17 protein-coding genes and 1 riboswitch are annotated in these 16921 nt (G+C 47.4%); of the genes, 10 read left to right on the top strand and 7 right to left on the bottom strand.

All coding sequences use genetic code 11. From position 1 onward, the window contains the following. Positions 1 to 205: 205 nt before the first annotated feature. Positions 206 to 997 carry a class II glutamine amidotransferase gene (locus DVO77_RS08525; RefSeq protein ID WP_110458948.1) on the top strand — a complete coding sequence of 264 codons (792 nt, stop codon included), beginning with the start codon at positions 206 to 208 and terminating at the stop codon, positions 995 to 997. A gap of 128 nt (positions 998 to 1125) precedes the next feature. Here the strand turns inward: DVO77_RS08525 and DVO77_RS08520 are convergent, their stop codons facing one another. Beyond that, the gene (locus tag DVO77_RS08520) at positions 1126 to 1866 is read right to left on the bottom strand and encodes a DUF3108 domain-containing protein (RefSeq protein WP_119978015.1); all 741 of its coding nucleotides are present in this window, start codon (positions 1864 to 1866) and stop codon (positions 1126 to 1128) included. A 35-nt stretch (positions 1867 to 1901) separates the two neighbouring features. After that, positions 1902 to 2228 carry an MGMT family protein gene (locus tag DVO77_RS08515; protein WP_119978014.1) on the bottom strand — a complete coding sequence of 109 codons (327 nt, stop codon included), beginning with the start codon at positions 2226 to 2228 and terminating at the stop codon, positions 1902 to 1904. 276 nt (positions 2229 to 2504) lie between these two features. Between DVO77_RS08515 and def the strand changes: the two genes are divergently transcribed. Together def and DVO77_RS08505 are read left to right on the top strand one after the other, a co-directional pair. After that, positions 2505 to 2996, top strand: a complete 492-nt coding sequence (gene def, locus DVO77_RS08510; protein WP_110458951.1) for a peptide deformylase — start codon at positions 2505 to 2507, stop codon at positions 2994 to 2996. A gap of 146 nt (positions 2997 to 3142) precedes the next feature. Then, complete coding sequence (locus DVO77_RS08505; RefSeq protein ID WP_119978013.1) at positions 3143 to 3685, top strand: tRNA-uridine aminocarboxypropyltransferase; 543 nt, start codon at positions 3143 to 3145, stop codon at positions 3683 to 3685. 2 nt (positions 3686 to 3687) lie between these two features. Here DVO77_RS08505 and trhA read toward each other — a convergent pair whose 3' ends face one another. After that, positions 3688 to 4362 carry a PAQR family membrane homeostasis protein TrhA gene (gene trhA, locus DVO77_RS08500; protein WP_119978047.1) on the bottom strand — a complete coding sequence of 225 codons (675 nt, stop codon included), beginning with the start codon at positions 4360 to 4362 and terminating at the stop codon, positions 3688 to 3690. A gap of 418 nt (positions 4363 to 4780) precedes the next feature. Next, positions 4781 to 4879: riboswitch (TPP riboswitch) on the top strand. Between the two features lie 253 nt (positions 4880 to 5132). On the opposite strand from trhA, the gene thiC reads away from it, so the two are divergent. The 7 genes from thiC to DVO77_RS08465 all read left to right on the top strand — a co-directional run bounded on the left by thiC (position 5133) and on the right by DVO77_RS08465 (position 12063). Further along, positions 5133 to 7109: a phosphomethylpyrimidine synthase ThiC gene (gene thiC, locus DVO77_RS08495; RefSeq protein ID WP_162924167.1), complete on the top strand. Its 1977-nt coding sequence runs from the start codon at positions 5133 to 5135 to the stop codon at positions 7107 to 7109. Beyond that, positions 7106 to 8725, top strand: coding sequence for a thiamine phosphate synthase (gene thiE, locus DVO77_RS08490; protein ID WP_119978012.1), 1620 nt, complete (start codon positions 7106 to 7108; stop codon positions 8723 to 8725). The genes thiC and thiE overlap by 4 nt, the downstream gene beginning before the upstream one ends. Continuing rightward, positions 8715 to 9500 carry a HesA/MoeB/ThiF family protein gene (locus DVO77_RS08485; RefSeq protein WP_162924166.1) on the top strand — a complete coding sequence of 262 codons (786 nt, stop codon included), beginning with the start codon at positions 8715 to 8717 and terminating at the stop codon, positions 9498 to 9500. The genes thiE and DVO77_RS08485 overlap by 11 nt, the downstream gene beginning before the upstream one ends. Continuing rightward, a complete protein-coding gene (thiS, locus tag DVO77_RS08480) occupies positions 9493 to 9702 on the top strand; it encodes a sulfur carrier protein ThiS (RefSeq protein ID WP_110458955.1) in 210 nt (69 codons plus the stop codon). Before DVO77_RS08485 ends, thiS begins: the two co-directional genes overlap by 8 nt. Before the next feature lies 1 nt (position 9703). Next, positions 9704 to 10474, top strand: coding sequence for a thiazole synthase (locus tag DVO77_RS08475; RefSeq protein ID WP_119978010.1), 771 nt, complete (start codon positions 9704 to 9706; stop codon positions 10472 to 10474). 6 nt (positions 10475 to 10480) lie between these two features. Next, positions 10481 to 11602 (top strand): 2-iminoacetate synthase ThiH, encoded by a 1122-nt coding sequence (gene thiH / locus DVO77_RS08470; RefSeq protein WP_119978009.1) that lies wholly within the window; start codon positions 10481 to 10483, stop codon positions 11600 to 11602. Between the two features lie 194 nt (positions 11603 to 11796). Next, entirely contained in the window at positions 11797 to 12063 is a 267-nt protein-coding gene (locus tag DVO77_RS08465; RefSeq protein WP_119978008.1) for a chemotaxis protein, read from the top strand. A gap of 220 nt (positions 12064 to 12283) precedes the next feature. Here the strand turns inward: DVO77_RS08465 and DVO77_RS08460 are convergent, their stop codons facing one another. Genes DVO77_RS08460 through DVO77_RS08445 form a run of 4 tightly spaced genes read right to left on the bottom strand, consistent with a single transcriptional unit; the run spans position 12284 to position 16919 of the window. Beyond that, on the bottom strand, positions 12284 to 13177 hold the full coding sequence (locus DVO77_RS08460; RefSeq protein WP_110457750.1) for a LysR family transcriptional regulator: 894 nt from the start codon (positions 13175 to 13177) through the stop codon (positions 12284 to 12286). Positions 13178 to 13224: 47 nt separating this feature from the next. Further along, complete coding sequence (locus tag DVO77_RS08455) at positions 13225 to 14331, bottom strand: DUF3541 domain-containing protein (RefSeq protein WP_119978007.1); 1107 nt, start codon at positions 14329 to 14331, stop codon at positions 13225 to 13227. Then, positions 14309 to 16000, bottom strand: coding sequence for a gluzincin family metallopeptidase (locus tag DVO77_RS08450; RefSeq protein WP_119978006.1), 1692 nt, complete (start codon positions 15998 to 16000; stop codon positions 14309 to 14311). The genes DVO77_RS08455 and DVO77_RS08450 overlap by 23 nt, the downstream gene beginning before the upstream one ends. Continuing rightward, positions 15963 to 16919 carry an alpha-L-glutamate ligase-like protein gene (locus DVO77_RS08445; RefSeq protein WP_110457747.1) on the bottom strand — a complete coding sequence of 319 codons (957 nt, stop codon included), beginning with the start codon at positions 16917 to 16919 and terminating at the stop codon, positions 15963 to 15965. Before DVO77_RS08445 ends, DVO77_RS08450 begins: the two co-directional genes overlap by 38 nt. Positions 16920 to 16921 lie beyond the last annotated feature (2 nt).

The raw sequence follows: 16921 nt of genomic DNA, 5'->3' as shown, positions 1-16921 counted from the left end.
ATGTCAGCTCTTTTTATATGACGGTTATCACAATTATAGATTGTGGTCAGACCTGTGTCGCATAAAATCTAACCCTCTCGTGACATTTATACAAGCAATTTTCAAACAATTGTTTAAATTTTTTTATTGACACTAGGATTCCACAAACTGGGTCAACTAGTTAGAATGATTTTAATGACCGATTTGAGAGTGAAGGTGCTTTTTTATGTGTGAGCTACTGGCCATGAGTGCTAACGTGCCAACCGATATTGTTTTTAGTTTTACTGGCTTAGCCGAACGTGGTGGGGTAACCGGCCCGCATGTTGATGGTTGGGGAATAACCTTTTATGAGGGCAAAGGCAGTCGCACTTTTAAAGATGCTCAACCTAGCAGCCAGTCTCTCGTGGCTAAATTAATCAAGTCTTACCCGATTAAGAGTGAAGTGGTGATAAGCCATATAAGACAAGCCAATCGTGGTTGTGTAGCGTTAGAAAATACTCATCCATTTACGCGTGAGCTTTGGGGACGATACTGGACATACGCCCATAACGGTCAGTTAAGTGATTATCACGCTAAGTTCAACGTGGCCCGGCATCAGCCGGTGGGAGACACCGACAGTGAGTTGGCTTTTTGCTGGATCTTAGAAAAAATCGTCGAACGTTTTGGTGATACACCACCAAAGAATCGACTCGATGTATATCGTTATGTCGCGACGTTAGCCGATGAAATTCGCCAGCTTGGGGTGTTTAATATGCTCCTTAGTGATGGTGAATACTTGATGATTTATTGTACCAATAACTTATGTCATATCACCCGCCGTGCACCATTTGGCAAGGCTAAGTTAATTGATACCGATGTGGTAATTGATTTCAATCAGGAAACCACAGCCAATGATATCGTCACCGTGATAGCAACGCGGCCATTAACTGATAATGAACGTTGGCAGATTTTGCAACCGGGTGATTGGCAAGTATTTTGCCGTGGTGAAATCGTTCTTGGAAGTGATATTGATAACTAAGATTTAAATACTAAGATCGGAGCGGATCGGAGCGTCAAGATGTGAGCATTAAATTATCGCAAAGTCTAGGCCATTAAGACTCTGTTTAGTTTCAGCTGTTAAAGGTTTGCCATTAACAGCTGAACGGATCACGGATTAGCCGCCTGTTGATTGATCACCTCAGCAGGCTGGTGAGAAAATTGATAGCTGAGTAGTGTGATATCTAATTGCTTACTGCCTTTTTCAAAGTGGGTCAGTCGAACTGGTAAATAACCTAAGTCAGGTGCCATCCAAAAAAAGGTTTGGCGTTTACTATTGTCTCTCACCACTTCAATTTTTACCGTATCATACTGACCACTTTCGATGAGCATTCGCTCCTTGCCTATTACCTTAAAATCATATTCATCAATTTCACCGCTTTTGAGCATGGCGTAATGTAAATTGGTTAATCCCGCCATCATGTCGAGCCGAAATTGTAACTGCACCATGAGCGGGTCAAATAGATTGCCATTATAGGGAAATTTTGTGCGCTCCTCTTTGTAACGGCTATGAACGATGTTCTGATCGGTAGCATAAGCCGATTGCTCTTGATAATGCGGACCGGTGCCGCTGCGCTCATGGGTATAGCGCATGGGGACTAATCGTTCACCGTCTAAGGTAAAGGTACTTTGCACTACTCGTTTATCAGTCAACATGAGCAGACTGACATCACTGTCGAAACGGTATTGATATAGGTTATTGTGTGGCGGCGGCAGTTGGTAGCGGGCTTTCCCGAGCTCGATACTGCCATAATTAACCTGATACTCGGCACTGTGCGGAGTAAGCGGGTGTTGTGCCGCTGAAGCAATCATACTGAAGGCAAGCAAACTGAATATAATAATAGGCTTCATGATCAACAAGAGTCTCTCCGGGATAAAGGCGGCGATTAAAATGGTAATTCCAGCACTAATGTTGCAAGATCGGGCCGCCATTGATAATTTGACAATGCAACCCTGCCACGGTTCACTATCACCTGTTCACTTCTTAATCGTTGCATCTGCTCTATAAAAGCAGGCGTGTGCTCAGCAAACGCGATTTTTCCTTGGCTATTGATCACTCTATGCCAAGGCAGATTAAGCTCAGTAGGAGCTAATTTAAGTGCTTGAGAGACATACCGAGCTCTGCCAGGTAATCCGGCTAAGTCAGCCACTTTACCATATGAACTTACCTTACCTTCAGGAATTAAGCCGACAATATGCCAAATGCGCGCCATGGGTGACAAGGATGCACTGATCAAGTTGAGTTCCTATAAGCTGATTAATAGTTTGGAGCTCGATAATCCTCATTAAGGTGACACTATATCGTCAATGAGTTGATATCGTTTACAAGCTACGTATAGCCTAGTGTTTAGCACGTAATAATTCAATATCGACGCCATCGCGTTTTCGTTTAAGGCGCAAGCACATTAAGTAAATAAACGGCTACGAACGTTGCCTTTAGCGTCATTTAGGTCATAATGGCGCCAAATTTTCATGACTAAACTAACACTATGCCAGTATTGGATATCCTGACCATTCCTGATGAACGTTTAAAGCGTAAGGCGCAGCCCGTTGAAGATATCGCCGCAGTGCAATCTTTTATCGATGATCTCCTCGAGACTATGTATCACACCGACGACGGTATTGGCTTAGCAGCGACTCAAGTCGGTAGCTTACATGCCATCATTGTTATCGATTTGTCTGATAATAGAGATGAGCCATTAGTACTCATTAACCCTGAATTTATTGAGCGAGATGGTGAGTTTATCGGCGAAGAGGGTTGCTTATCGGTACCGGGTTACCGCGCTAAGGTCACCCGCTATGAAAAGGTCAAGGTCAAGGCGCTTGACCGTCAAGGCCAGCGCATTGAAATAGAAACCGATGACTTTCTGGCTATCGTATTACAGCATGAGATGGATCATCTCGACGGCAAAGTTTTCATTGAGCACCTATCAACACTCAAACAGAAAATCGCCTTAAAGAAAGCCAGTAAATATCGCTAATCGAGAGTCTTTCATGGTGTTTTTACTTGGGGTGATTCAAGTCGCCCCGATTAACCAGCGTCATCAAGTTGAGACGGCGCTCGCGAAACAGCGATGGCTAGATGCATATAGGCGATGTGCTATATCATTCGAGCGTAGATAAATAGATGAACATAGTGTTACTTACCCATGAGCGAGAGCTGACCCGCCCAACCAATACCGGTCAGCTAGCGTTAGCACATTTTCCCCAGTATTGTAAGCAGCTTGTTTGGTCTCGCATCAACCCTGATAAGGGGTTGCAACAAGCCTGTCAAACGGGCGAAGCCCTACTATTGTTTCCTGCTATCGATAAGCCTGCTACCTCTAATGTTGACTCAGATCTTGCCTTGATTAGCGCCGATGACATCGCACAGGGTGACGCCAAAACAGGGACACAAAAGTCGATTATTATTTTGGATGCTACGTGGCAAGAAGCACGAAAAATGGTGCGTCAAAGCCCCTATTTACAACAGGCAAATAGACTGGAATTACAAGCGATACAAGATTCAACATATCAGTTACGACGTAACCAAGTTCAGGGTGGATTATGTACACTCGAATGTGTGCAACTGCTGTTTAGCCAAGCGGGTTTATTCGCTCAAGCAGCGCAGCTTGGCGACGCATTTGCTGAGTTTAATCGTCGCGGGCAATCAATTAACCCAATAGATTAACGTTAGATAACGGTGAGGTAGACACAGAGAAAATGACTGACCGCGCCGGCCAACACAAATAAATGCCAGATAGCATGGTTATAAGGAATGCGCTTTACTATGTAAAACACCACGCCACCACTGTAAAACAAGCCACCCGCGAGCAATAAGCTAAAGCCAAGCGGCGTCATGGCGGCAACCAGGTCGTCTAGCACCACCATACATAACCAGCCCATCGCTAAGTAAAGCAATACGCTGAACATTTTAAAACGATGAATGAAGATGGTTTTAAATAGCACTCCACCTAAGGCTATTCCCCAGATAGCAATGAGCATAAACAGCGCCTTGTCACCGCCCAGTTCAATAAGCAACAGCGGGGTATATGTTCCAGCAATCAGCAGGTAAATCGCGCAATGATCGGCAATTTTTAGTGTATGTTTAAGTTGAGGGTTCTTGACACTGTGATAGAGAGTCGAGCAGAGAAACAAAAGTATAATGCTCGCACAGTAGATGGTAACACCTGTAAGCTGTACTCCTGATAGGTGATCCCATCCCTTAATGAGCGACACCATTAATGCCACTATGCCAGCCACAATGCCTAGGCCGTGGCTAATGGCGTTTGCCAGTTCCTCTTTTGGTGAGTATGGCGCTTTAGGTAATGATTTATCAGTAGTTATAGATAATTCTTGGCTTGTCATGGGGTTTAGTGTCATCTGGTTAGACCTCGTCTAGCGCAGTCTAACAGTTCATATCAATAAACACCACATTCTGCTTACGCGTGTGCGCCAAGCTTGCTCTGTGGCGGAGGTTGTTGCCAAGAAGTACAGGGGGCGCACCAAATAGCCTGCCTGTTAACCTTTTATTGAGCGTCGCTCTTCTGTCAATGATAGAGATTATTATTTTTACCCCAGAGCTGGATGATTGTCAGTCAATCTAGCGCATTAAATAAAGCGTGAAGGTCACGCTCATAAAGGTGAAAATGTTGATGTGGCTAGGTTAACTCGCGTTTTTTTACTTTATTTATATTGTCATTAAAATGGTAAATTGCTGAATTAATTAAATCTTGGACTATGGGATAGGGGCTTGTTTATTGATCTTGCTTGAGTCTATACTGACCGTCTCTTGTCGGAGTGCCATTAGGCTGAGACCGTTTATTCGGGATCCGTTGAACCTGATCAGGTTAGTCCCTGCGAAGGAAACAAGCATGATATTAACGCCGTGTGATGACAACTATATGAGTCGAATCTCAGCTAAACATCATTGAACGAGTGTACAACTGTGAGCTTAAACACTCGCTCAGTACGCCAGTTTAAGATTATTTTTCTGTTATTAATCAGTTGTACTTCATGGCAGCGTTATTATTTTGAGCGAGTTAATGACCACCAAGTGGTCGTGCACCTGCTTAATGCCATCAACTCTCATTTCTCCTGACAAGCAACTTCATATTCATTTAATAGTGAGATTGCTTATGTCAAATCGTCGTCAAAATCGAGAACAAGCTCAGGCTTTTATCGAGACTCTTAAACCGTTACAACATCCAAATTCAGAGAAAATTTATGTTACCGGGAGTCGCCAAGACATCCGTGTTGCGATGCGTCAAATTCGTCAAAGTGACACAGTGATCGCAGGCACTGAGCAGACGCCTATCGTGGAAACCAATTTACCGCTTAAGGTGTACGACAGTGCTGGACCCTATTCAGATCCCGCGACCGAAATTAATGTTCGCCTCGGTTTACCCAAATTACGTCAACATTGGATAAGCGAGCGCGCCGACAGTGAGCAACTTGAGCAGGTTAGCTCAGGTTTTACCCAGCAACGCCTTAAAGACGATGGCTTAGATCACCTGCGTTTCGACTCACTCTTGATTCCTCGAAAGGCCATTTCTGGCCGCAGTGTTACTCAATTACATTATGCTCGACAGGGCATTATTACCCCTGAAATGGAATATGTTGCCCTGCGCGAAAATATGGCGCGGAGCGAGATTGCAGATGATGTGCTGAATCGTAAAGCTAAGGGGGAAAGTTTTGGTGCGGCCATAGGTGAGCCCATCACCGCGGAATTTGTGCGCCAAGAAGTGGCTCGCGGTAGGGCGATTATTCCGCTGAACATTAACCACCCCGAAGCAGAGCCTATGATTATTGGGCGCAATTTTTTAGTCAAGGTGAATGCCAATATAGGTAATTCGGCGGTGACCTCATCGATTGAGGAGGAGGTGGAAAAATTGGTTTGGGCCACGAGATGGGGAGCCGATACCGTGATGGATCTCTCCACTGGACGCTATATTCATGAAACCCGCGAGTGGATCATTCGTAACTCACCAGTGCCTATTGGCACAGTGCCTATTTATCAGGCATTAGAGAAAGTCAATGGCATCGCAGAAGATCTCACTTGGGATGTATTTAGAGATACACTCATCGAACAGGCAGAGCAAGGGGTCGATTATTTTACTATCCATGCCGGAGTGTTACTGCGTTATATCCCCATGACGGCCAAGCGAGTCACTGGCATTGTTTCTCGCGGTGGGTCTATCATGGCCAAATGGTGCCTTTCTCATCATCAAGAAAACTTTCTTTATGAGCATTTTGAGGATATTTGCCAACTCTGTGCTGCCTATGATGTGTCACTATCACTGGGTGATGGCATGCGACCTGGTGCCATCGTCGATGCGAACGATGAGGCGCAATTTGCTGAACTCGAGACCCTTGGCGAATTAGTTAAAGTGGCTTGGCGATACGATGTACAAACGATCATCGAAGGACCTGGGCACATCCCGATGAATTTGATCAAAGAGAATATGGACAAGCAATTAAGCTTGTGCGATGAGGCGCCTTTCTACACCTTGGGGCCACAAACGACTGATATTGCTCCGGGTTACGATCATTTTACCTCTGGCATAGGCGCGGCAATGATCGCTTGGTATGGTTGCGCCATGCTGTGTTATGTCACCCCCAAAGAGCACCTAGGTCTGCCCAACAAAGAAGATGTTAAACAAGGCTTGATTGCCTATAAAATCGCGGCACATGCAGCCGATGTGGCTAAGGGGCACCCAAGTGCGCAGATGCGTGACAACGCCCTATCTAAAGCTAGGTTTGAATTTCGCTGGGAAGATCAATATAACCTCGGGCTGGATCCCGATACGGCACGCGCCTATCACGACGAATCGTTGCCGCAAGAGTCAGCCAAAGTGGCACACTTTTGCTCTATGTGTGGGCCAAAGTTTTGTTCGATGAAAATTACTCAGGAAGTCAGGCAATATGCGGCGGCGCAAGCCGTTAGCGTTCAAGATGCAGGTGCGTTTTCGCCATTGGAAGGAATGCGGCAGATGGCCGAACAATTTAAGCGTCAGGGCGCTGAGCTATATCACAGTGCAGATCTCTCAGTGTCAACGGCACTCAACGAGGTGTCGTTACGCGATGCTTCATTGGTTGACGAGGTCGTCAAATGACTCTCCGCTTAAATGTTCCCCCCAATGACTTAGATGAGTCGCTCCTTGCTGCCAGCTCGACTCCAGCCATAGTGTGGACGATTGCAGGCTCCGACAGTGGTGGCGGTGCGGGTATACAAGCTGACCTTGCCACGCTCCAAGACTTGCAGTGTCATGGCTGCACAGTTATCACCGCCATTACGGCGCAAAACTCCGTAGCAGTTGACAAGGTGACACCGGTCGATGAGAGCACATTGTTGGCTCAGCTTAATGCCCTGTTGAGTGACTTACCCCCAGATGCGATAAAAATGGGGATGGTGGCAAATCAAGCGCAGCTTATGATTATCGCCAAGTGGTTAACCACAGCGTTAAGCGAACTCGAGTTGCGCAAGGGAAAACCCATTCCTTTAATTGTCGATCCTGTGATGGTGGCAAGCTGCGGCGAGCCGTTAGCGTCGAATTTAGATTATTCGGTGCTCAGTGGATTAGTCACCTTGCTGACCCCCAATGCCGATGAGCTTGCCTTTATGAATAGTGACGCAGCACGCGATGGTGCCGGTATCGTCGCGGCCACAACGGCTTTAGCCAAGCATTTAGATTGCAATGTGCTAGCTAAAGGCGGTGATAAAGGGCTGTTATGGCATCCTCATGTCGCCACAGACTTGTTCATTTGTCTTCAGGCTGCTGGGGTTTGTCCCCTGCATCAAGGCCAAGCATTTATGTTATCGAGTCGGCGTAGTACCAATCCCAACCATCATGGCAGTGGTTGCACGCTATCGACCGCAATCGCCGCCATGTTGGCGCAGGGATTTGTGATGCATGATGCGATTTTGCTAGCAAAAGCTTATGTGAGCCAAGGGATCGCACAGGCAGAGCAAATAGGTCAAGGGGCTGGGCCGTTGGCTCGAACAGGTTGGCCTAAGGATATGGCATATTTTGCCGAGATTAAACGCATCGAGTCTGATGATGACTTGTCAAAAGTTGAAGTGTCACCGTTCGTCTTCCCCCGTTTACGCTTGCCGCTGGGGGTTTATCCTGTGGTCGATTGCCTTACGCAGCTAGCGCGTTTGCTTCATTGTGGTGCGACGACAGTGCAGCTGCGGCTAAAAGTAGAAAGTGGCATAGATGCACAACGACTTGAGACTGAGATCTGCGCTGCGATCGCCCTTGGTCGACGCTATCAAGCCCAAGTGTTTATTAACGATCACTGGCAACTCGCTCTCAAACATGGCGCCTATGGTGTGCATCTTGGCCAAGAAGATCTGCATGATGCTGACTTAGCGCTTATTGCCGCGCACGGCTTGGCGTTAGGTGTATCGAGTCATGGCTATTTTGAACTTAAGTTAGCCGCCCAGCTTAAGCCATCATATGTCGCCCTAGGGCATATCTTCGCAACGACGACAAAACAGATGCCGTCTTTGCCTCAAGGGCTGGTAAACCTGACGCGTTACGCTGCTCTATTAGCGGAAGATCTGCCTACGGTCGCCATCGGCGGTATCGATGCCACGCGACTTCAGTCAGTTAAAGTTACAGGGGTCGATGGTATTGCCGTAGTGCGGGCGCTAAAAGAGGGTCTCAGTGTCGAGTCGGCTTATCATGCCCTGCATGCCGCATGGGAGGAAGGTTATGGCGCTTGATGATAAAGACTATGTTCGTTACTCGCGTCATATCATGCTGCCAGAGATGGGGGAGCAGGGACAGCAACGGCTCAGTTGTGCCAGTGCGGCCATTATTGGCTTAGGGGGGCTGGGAATGCTTTGCGCTCAGTACCTTGCCGGTGCTGGTATTGGCTCTTTGCTGCTCATCGATGGTGATAAGGTCGAAAGCAGTAATCTACCGCGTCAGCTGCTGTTTGATGATAAGGATATTGGTCACAATAAAGCCTTAGTGAGTCAACATAAACTGCAACATCGCAACCCTAGCTGTCAGGTGCGTGGTGATGACAACTATCTTGGTCACGACAATGCCGTCAACCATTTAAGTCAGGTCGATGTCGTAATCGACTGCAGCGATAATTTTATGACTCGCCAGTTAGTTAACGCAACCTGTGTGGCGTTAATGCGTCCTAATGTGGTGGCGTCGGTGGCGCATTTTAGTGGTCAGTTGTTGTGTATTGACCTGCAAAAGGCGCCACAAGCTGGCTGTTACCATTGCCTGTTTCCACAATCATTAAAGGTGAGCCAAGGCTGTGACACCCAAGGTGTTTTAGGTCCTATGGTGGGCGTGATGGCTTCGATGCAGACATTGCTGGCAATGCAGATCCTGCTGCAATTAGACGATGTGCAACAAAGGCGGTATGACACCTTATATCGTTTTAATGGCCTTGGCCTAAATCAACTCAGTTCGCGGCGTAAGCGCGACCCGCAATGCGCCGTGTGCGCCCCCTATGTTATGGAGAAGATACATGGATGAGATCAATCTGATGCTCAATGGTGAGCCAGTGACTGTCGCCAATAGAACCAATGTGCAGCAGCTCTTGCTTGCACAGAAGATACAGCTCGACAGGGTTGCCGTTGTTTGCGGTGGAGATGTTGTGCCTAAATCGATGTGGAGCAGCACCTTGTGTGAAGAGGGGAATGTGATTGAGATTTTTGGCGTAGTGGCAGGAGGATAATATGTTAACCATAGCCGATATACAGTTTGAATCTCGCCTATTTAGTGGAACGGGTAAGTTTTGTTCATCAAAAATTATGCTGGCCGCCATTGAGGCGGGTGGTTCGCAACTGGTCACCTTGGCGATGAAACGTTTGGATTTGACCGCAAAACGCGATGATATTTTGACTCCATTATTAGCGTCAGGGGTCAAACTATTACCTAACACCGCTGGGGCGAGAAATGCGCATGAGGCGGTCATGGTGGCGCAATTAGCCAGAGATGTGCTGGGCACCTCCTGGATTAAACTGGAGATCCACCCAGATCCTAAATATTTACTGCCCGATCCCATCGAAACTCTAAAGGCTGCTCAACAACTGTGTGATAAAGGCTTTGTGGTATTGCCATATGTACATGCCGATCCCGTATTGTGCCGTCGTTTAGAGGAGGTGGGTTGTGCGGCGGTGATGCCACTGGGTAGCCCTATCGGTTCTAATCAAGGCTTGGCTACCCAAACATTTTTAAAGATCATTATTGAGCAGGCTAAGGTACCTGTAATTATCGATGCTGGGATCGGCGCGCCGTCTCAGGCGATGCAGGCGATGGAGATGGGGGCCGACGCCGTATTGGTTAACACTGCAATAGCCAGTAGCCGCGATCCGGTAATGATGGCGCGCAGTTTCGCCATTGCCGTTAAGGCTGGGCGTGACGCCTACCAAGCCGGATTAGGGGGTGTGTCGGAGCATGCAAGCCATACCAGTCCACAAACGCCGTTGACGGAATTCTTGGAGTAATTGCCGATGAGTTTTGTCGATTATTTACAGGCCCTACCCACAGAACGGTTAAAGTTGGCGCAATATTCTGCCACATCAGCAGATGTGGAACGGGCCTTATCGAGCTGCGAAGGCTCTTTGTCTGGCTTGATGGCGTTATTATCTCCCGCCGCCGAACCTTATTTAGAGTCGATGGCGCAGCGTGCAGCGCAGTTAACCCGGCAGCGGTTTGGCGCAACTATCGGTATGTATTTACCCTTATACCTGTCTAATTTGTGTGCCAATGAGTGTGATTATTGTGGTTTTAGCATGGGTAATAAGCTTAAACGTAAACGGTTAAACCTTGAAGAACTGCGCCAAGAGATAGCCATCATAAAACGCCGAGGTTTCGATTCGCTGCTACTGGTATCGGGTGAGCATGAAACTAAAGTGGGCATCGATTATTTTGTTTCCATGTTGCCAGAGGTAAAACGGCATTTTAGCTTTGTTGCAATGGAAGTACAGCCGCTGAGCGAAGATGGGTATCGATGTTTAGTGAGCCATGGTCTCGATGCGGTAATGCTGTATCAAGAAACCTATAACCCACAAGTTTATCGCCAGCATCATACGCGTGGTAATAAACAAGATTTTGCTTATCGTTTAGCCTCTGCAGAGCGTATCGCCCGCGCAGGTGTCGATAAAATAGGTTTAGGAGTGCTATTTGGACTCGATGATTGGCGCTTTGATGCCCTGTTAATGGGGCATCATCTGCATTATTTAGAGCACCAGCATTGGCGCAGTCGTTACAGCATTTCACTGCCTAGGTTGCGGCCTTGTACTGGGGGCGTACAGCCTAAAGTGGCACTCAGTGATAAAGGCTTAGTGCAGATTATTTGCGCTTTTAGGCTCTTTAATCCACAACTGGAGATAAGCCTGTCGACACGAGAGCCTGCCGCGCTGCGAGATCATCTATATCGCTTAGGGATCACCCATATTAGTGCTGGCAGTTCGACTGAACCTGGCGGATATGCTCATCCGCAAACACAGCTGGACCAATTTGAAATTGCCGATAATCGAAGTGTCGAACAGGTGGTTGATGCGTTAAAAGCGCAAGGTTTAACCCCTGTCTGGAAAGATTGGGAGGCGGGCTGGATAAATCAATCCCCATGATAGAAATGGCTGCGGTTTAGCCGAAGCCTTCGCTGCTTTCTACCAGCTTAGCGCTTGTGACATGTAGAAATAATGACCTGCCATAAGTGCTGCCTTGTAGAAAATGGCTACAAACTACGGTAAAGTTAATCTATAAAGATAAACAGTCCCTAATCATCAAGCGGTATTTTTATCACAGCGTAGGAGACACCATCATGCAGATCCCATCGAGTTTTGCCTCAGGATTGTCGGGGTTACAGAGTGCTCAATCTGGCTTGACCCAAGCGACAGTGGACGTGGCTAAGCCTGCCACGTCAAACACAAGTGCCTCTACAACAGATACTTACGCTCCTGTCGCACAAACAGATAAAACCCATGCCTTGGTATCATCTCTTGAATCACTCAATCAAGCCGAAGCGGCCACTGAAGTGATAGCGGTGTCATCTGAAACCCTAGGAACCGTTATCGATATTAAGGTATAACCTTGCCAATAACCCAATATCGCGCCTCGAATCTAATTGCGCTAAGACCGAACAGTAATGCTGTAGGGCAATGCCAGCCAGCACACCAGTCGATGTCTGGGCCAAGGCCTAGAACGTCAAGACTGGGAGCAGGTTCATCTAATCTAGGCTTGATCCCCGCTTAGTTCCCCCATACGCCATATCATTAGTCAACAGTCATGCTTATTCAACCTGTGTTAAATCAATTGCTCTTTTGGTGTTGAGCCAATATCAACTTTTCCAGCAGTTGTGATGCAGGGCCTTGATTATCACGGTTGGGGATGATCAAACTCAATCCCGCCTTTCTATGACTACTGCCTTGTAGTGCTAGGCGACGCAGCTGACCGCTGTCGAGTAATCCTTGCACTAAATGAGCCGGGATCCAGCAAAAACCGATACCTTTTTGCAAAATAACCAAGGCTTCATGGAAGTTGGTTACCGTCCAGCGTTGTTCGGCTTTAAGCCATCCTGAATCGGCGCGAGCGATCTGGGCCGTGTCTTTAATTACAATTTGTAAATGTTCGGCTAAGACTTGGTCATATAGAGGTTCATCACGGTGTGCCAATGGATGGCTTGGATGACAGACTAACAAAAAGTCGATATGGCATAGTGGTTCGGCGATAAACCCTTTAGGCGGCGAGCCGGCAATAGCTATATCGACCTGCTCAGATTCGACTAACTCAGCGGTACCATTGATAACCGAATCGAGAATGGTAATGCGGGTACCACGTCCTTGAGGTTCAAATTGGCTTAGGGCATCGATAAGGGTCTCCATCGGGTAGATGATCTCACGAGCGATGACGAGCGATGGCTCCCAGCCTTTTTCTAATTTATTGGCCAGCATCTCCAACTCGGTGACCGAACGAGTGATATGCCGAGAGCGCCTCAGCAATACTTCACCGGTTTCGGTGAGGTAGGCTTTACGGCCCTTAACTTCGAGTAAGGCGACGCCAAGCTGCGATTGCAATTTGGCGACCGCATGATTTAACGATGACTGACTCTTATTCAGTTGTTTGGCGGCTTGGGCATAACCGCCGTAATCGACTACTGCCTGCAGGATCCGCCACTGTTCTAAGGTTGATTTTGCTTGGCTCATGAATATTCAATCTCGTTATTCAAGCCGCAGCGCGGCTCGATATTAGGCTAAGGTTTAATGCTTACCTGCTTAGGCAGGTATTTCTGGGTGCGCTTAAGCTTATGAAAATAGGGGCCTTGATGCAAAGTTGTTGGCCAATTCAGCAGCATCATAGCCAACACATTTCGGTGTTCACCTAAGGCGAGATCGGGATTGCCTTTAGGTGAGGGGATTGTATGTAGCGTCTCATCATAGGCGTTAATAATATGGCGCTGGGTTTGCGTTACCACTGGGTGTTGCGACAAACCTGCTAAATGAAAGCTGATGCCGACTTCGGCAATAATATCATCGGTAGCATCGGCCAAAATCCGCTCAATGTTGGCCGCAAAATAATCTAAAATCCAAGCAAACTCCTTAGCATCAACAGGTTGTTGGTAATACTCACTTGCGGCAAAGATAAAGTGGGTCATGCCATAGACTTTGTTTCTAAATTGTTTTTTGTTGAGCTTGCTATCTCGACTTGCGGGATAGACATCATTAAAAGCCTGTTTGTAGTCGGCGATATAATCACCTACTTCAAGTTGTTTTGCCCAGTAGGCGTAATTGATCAGCTGTGCAGCCCAAGCTTCAATCATGGCTTTATCGGTTAATCCCGTTTTGAGATCGGTGGATTTTAATGCCTTGATTAGTTTGTCATGGCAGGGGCCCTGTAAGCCAAATTCGTCGATTCGGCTGGAAAAGCGTAATAACACATCGGTGTAAAATAGAAACTCAGGAAAAGGCTGTAGGGCTTTTTTGCGTGCTTTAGCGCGCGGCCCCTTGCCCAGTATCGCGATAGCCTCTCTCGCCTCGGTGTCGATAAATCCAGGCTTATCTAACTGACAAGCATAAAAACTCTGTGACTCGGTCACGGCATACAGATCGACCAGTGCGGCATTGGCGTATTTCTCATCACCGGTCATACGATACAGGCGAATACCATAATGGCCTTGCACTCTCGGGGGCAGTTGGTAGAGGTTTTGTTCCAGATGGGTCTGGATACCTTGGCGCACCTGGTTAGCGTCAAGTGTGCTTTGCTGTTCGTTCTGCTTAGCTAGACTGGCGTTGGGCAATAGCAATGCTGCACTAAGGCCGAGCACTGCGATGAGATAGTTAGAGGGCCGCGTGTTGATCATGTTGGATCCTTTTAATTAAAGAGGAGGTCGACACTGGTTCGCCAAAAATAAGGGTTAATTGTTGTGTAAAAGGTAACTGCGCTTCATTAATTAACAGCAGTTCGAATAACGCTGATTTATCGATTGTGGCTTGTTGGTCAATTAGCCGGGCAAGGCTGCGTTGCCAAAGACGTTGATAATAGCGCGGCCCTTGGTTAACGATGCCCATAAAACTATAAATTGCCTCGTTAGCTTGCGGCCAAGGTTGAGTAAAGCTCAATTCAAATTCGCGTGCCATATCGGGGTAGGCGTGAGACCTTGTTTGATAGAGATTTAATGCCAGTTTGCTTCGAAAAACACTCAGTTGCTCGGCAAAAGTGGCTAAACGCGCTTCGCGGCTCTCTTTTGGCGCCGGGGGCAATAACTGATGTTGCAGATACAATGACAACCAATATTGACCGACTAAGCCAGTGTCTTGAGGGGCTGCCAAGGTATTGATGAGATAGAAGCGTCCCCCTTTAAGCAGCAATGCTAAGGCATTGCTAAATGCCTCAATCAGCTGCGTTTGTGCGCGATAAGAGTCGAGTACGCCTGGAAAACTAAGCGATACTTGACCAAACTGTTGCCCCACAACGCTGTAGCGTATCGGGGTCACTCGAATGCTTGTATCTTGATCAGGTTCGCCTTGGTTGAGAAATAGATCCCCGAGCAGACGTTGTCCATGCCATAGACGGATCATAGTGTCATTGAGGCTTTCAACCCTAATCCCAAAGGGCTGGAGCGCTTGGTAGATGTGACTTAATATCACTTGGGTAAATACCGGCTGAAGTGGTGTTTTATCCGCTTGAGAGAGTGCAATCCCTAATTCCCAAGGCGCAAGGGTTGGCTGAGTCATTGCGTCGAGATATTGTTTCAGAAGTTGTGGCGTCGCGATATGCTGGGACGCTAAACTGAAACTGGCATAGTCACTAAACCCCGCCAGTTCAGCTTGTTGTTGTTTTGCGGCAATGACATGGGTAAGGGCGCGTTCACTTTTGTCTTTAGCCCGCAGTTGATAGGCTTGCCAGACTTGCTGACGGCAATGGGGATCACTTTGCTCAATCAAGTAACTGGCTATCGACTCACTAAAGCCGGGCGCTAGACTGTTGCTGGGGTCATTAAGCTCTGTATCTTTAACGGGTTTAAGCAGGCAACGATCGTTACTCATCACCAATGACAATGCCTGTTGCCTTAGGGCGAAAGTGATATTGGCTTCGCTGGTGTGTAACGCCGCTTTATCGGCGATCTCCATTTTACCTTGTAATAGCTGAGTCAGCCGTTTTGCGATTGCCTGTTCATCCGGGCGAAAGCTATTCTTTAACGCCTGACTTAAACTGACAATATTGGGATCATGATATAGCTTATCTATTTGATCCCCAAGATGCAGTTGGCACAGCAATAGGGCTTCTTGGCTTGCCGAGTTAAGTGCATATTGCTGATAATACCGTAGGCTATCTTTCAGGTTAAATAGACTAATAAGGTCGCGTTCAAGATTGACAACCTGCACAGATGGCTCGCTTGGTGGGCTATCCACCCATGGGGCTATCTCATAGCGAAGGCATTGCTCGGATAATAGCGCAATGGGAGAGGCGGCTTGCGCCGCCGACACCAGATTAAGTGTTAGGGCGATTGCTAAAATGCGTTTTAGCATAGGCGACGCGCTCTTCCACTGACATGAATTTATTTCTCATCTGCTCGACATGTTGCAGTCGGGGTAAAATCCCCTGACTGTTAGCGATTTGAATGGCCAAACCGGGTCGTGCATTAAGCTCAAGTAGCAGTGGGCCGAGCTCTTGATCCAGTACCATATCTGTGCCTAAGTAGCCTAACTCACTCATTTCATATGCTTTAGAAGCGGTATGGAGCAAGGTATCCCAATGGGGCACTAAAATATCGGTCAGCTTTCTATCGGTATCGGGATGGCGTTCAATGGGGCGGTCAAATTGCACCGCATGCAAGCCTTGTCCTGTCGCAATATCGAGTCCAACGCCCACCGCTCCTTGGTGTAGGTTAGCCTTACCGTCAGAGGCGGCGGTTGATAAACGCAGCATCCCCATGACTGGAAAACCTTTAAAGACGATGAGTCGAATATCGGGTACACCTTCAAAAGAGTAGCCATCGAATACTGGATCAAATTTAATCAGACCTTCGACGATGGCCACATCGGGTTTTCCGCCCAATGAAAATAATCCACTGAGAATGTTGGATATATGGCGGTCGATTTCACTGGGTGTGACTTCGTTGCCATTGGCTTTATAGTAATGGCCATTGGCTACTTTAGTGATCACTAAGATCCCTTTGCCGCCCGAGCCTTGTGATGGCTTAATGACAAACCCACTGCGGTTATCGACCATCTCCGGAATGTGCACAATCTCATGCTGTTGGGAAACTGTGCCAATTAAGGCGGGTACCGCAATATCATTGGCCAAGGCCAGTTGTTTAGTGGTCAACTTGTCATCGACCCGCTTATAGTATTTACGCGGATTATAACGACCTATGTAGTCGATATTACGCTTATTCATGCCCAGGACTCCGTTGTCCCTTAGCGCCTTAGGACGCGCAAATAGCATGA

Source organism: Shewanella algidipiscicola, assembly GCF_003605125.1.
GTDB classification, from domain to species: domain Bacteria; phylum Pseudomonadota; class Gammaproteobacteria; order Enterobacterales; family Shewanellaceae; genus Shewanella; species Shewanella algidipiscicola.
Note: the sequence above shows the minus strand (reverse complement) of the source record. Positions and strands in the feature narration are given on the sequence as shown.

Excerpts from the sequence above, each read along its gene's own strand:
- DVO77_RS08455 (WP_119978007.1), bottom strand. The coding sequence starts at position 14,331 with ATGATCAACACGCGGCCCTCTAACTATCTCATCGCAGTGCTCGGCCTT.
- thiE (WP_119978012.1), top strand. The coding sequence starts at position 7,106 with ATGACTCTCCGCTTAAATGTTCCCCCCAATGACTTAGATGAGTCGCTC.
- trhA (WP_119978047.1), bottom strand. The coding sequence starts at position 4,362 with ATGACAAGCCAAGAATTATCTATAACTACTGATAAATCATTACCTAAA.
- thiC (WP_162924167.1), top strand. The coding sequence starts at position 5,133 with ATGTCAAATCGTCGTCAAAATCGAGAACAAGCTCAGGCTTTTATCGAG.
- DVO77_RS08475 (WP_119978010.1), top strand. The coding sequence starts at position 9,704 with ATGTTAACCATAGCCGATATACAGTTTGAATCTCGCCTATTTAGTGGA.
- DVO77_RS08520 (WP_119978015.1), bottom strand. The coding sequence starts at position 1,866 with ATGAAGCCTATTATTATATTCAGTTTGCTTGCCTTCAGTATGATTGCT.
- DVO77_RS08465 (WP_119978008.1), top strand. The coding sequence starts at position 11,797 with ATGCAGATCCCATCGAGTTTTGCCTCAGGATTGTCGGGGTTACAGAGT.
- DVO77_RS08485 (WP_162924166.1), top strand. The coding sequence starts at position 8,715 with ATGGCGCTTGATGATAAAGACTATGTTCGTTACTCGCGTCATATCATG.
- DVO77_RS08515 (WP_119978014.1), bottom strand. The coding sequence starts at position 2,228 with ATGGCGCGCATTTGGCATATTGTCGGCTTAATTCCTGAAGGTAAGGTA.
- def (WP_110458951.1), top strand. The coding sequence starts at position 2,505 with ATGCCAGTATTGGATATCCTGACCATTCCTGATGAACGTTTAAAGCGT.
- DVO77_RS08505 (WP_119978013.1), top strand. The coding sequence starts at position 3,143 with ATGAACATAGTGTTACTTACCCATGAGCGAGAGCTGACCCGCCCAACC.
- DVO77_RS08525 (WP_110458948.1), top strand. The coding sequence starts at position 206 with ATGTGTGAGCTACTGGCCATGAGTGCTAACGTGCCAACCGATATTGTT.
- thiH (WP_119978009.1), top strand. The coding sequence starts at position 10,481 with ATGAGTTTTGTCGATTATTTACAGGCCCTACCCACAGAACGGTTAAAG.
- DVO77_RS08450 (WP_119978006.1), bottom strand. The coding sequence starts at position 16,000 with ATGCTAAAACGCATTTTAGCAATCGCCCTAACACTTAATCTGGTGTCG.
- DVO77_RS08460 (WP_110457750.1), bottom strand. The coding sequence starts at position 13,177 with ATGAGCCAAGCAAAATCAACCTTAGAACAGTGGCGGATCCTGCAGGCA.
- DVO77_RS08445 (WP_110457747.1), bottom strand. The coding sequence starts at position 16,919 with ATGCTATTTGCGCGTCCTAAGGCGCTAAGGGACAACGGAGTCCTGGGC.
- thiS (WP_110458955.1), top strand. The coding sequence starts at position 9,493 with ATGGATGAGATCAATCTGATGCTCAATGGTGAGCCAGTGACTGTCGCC.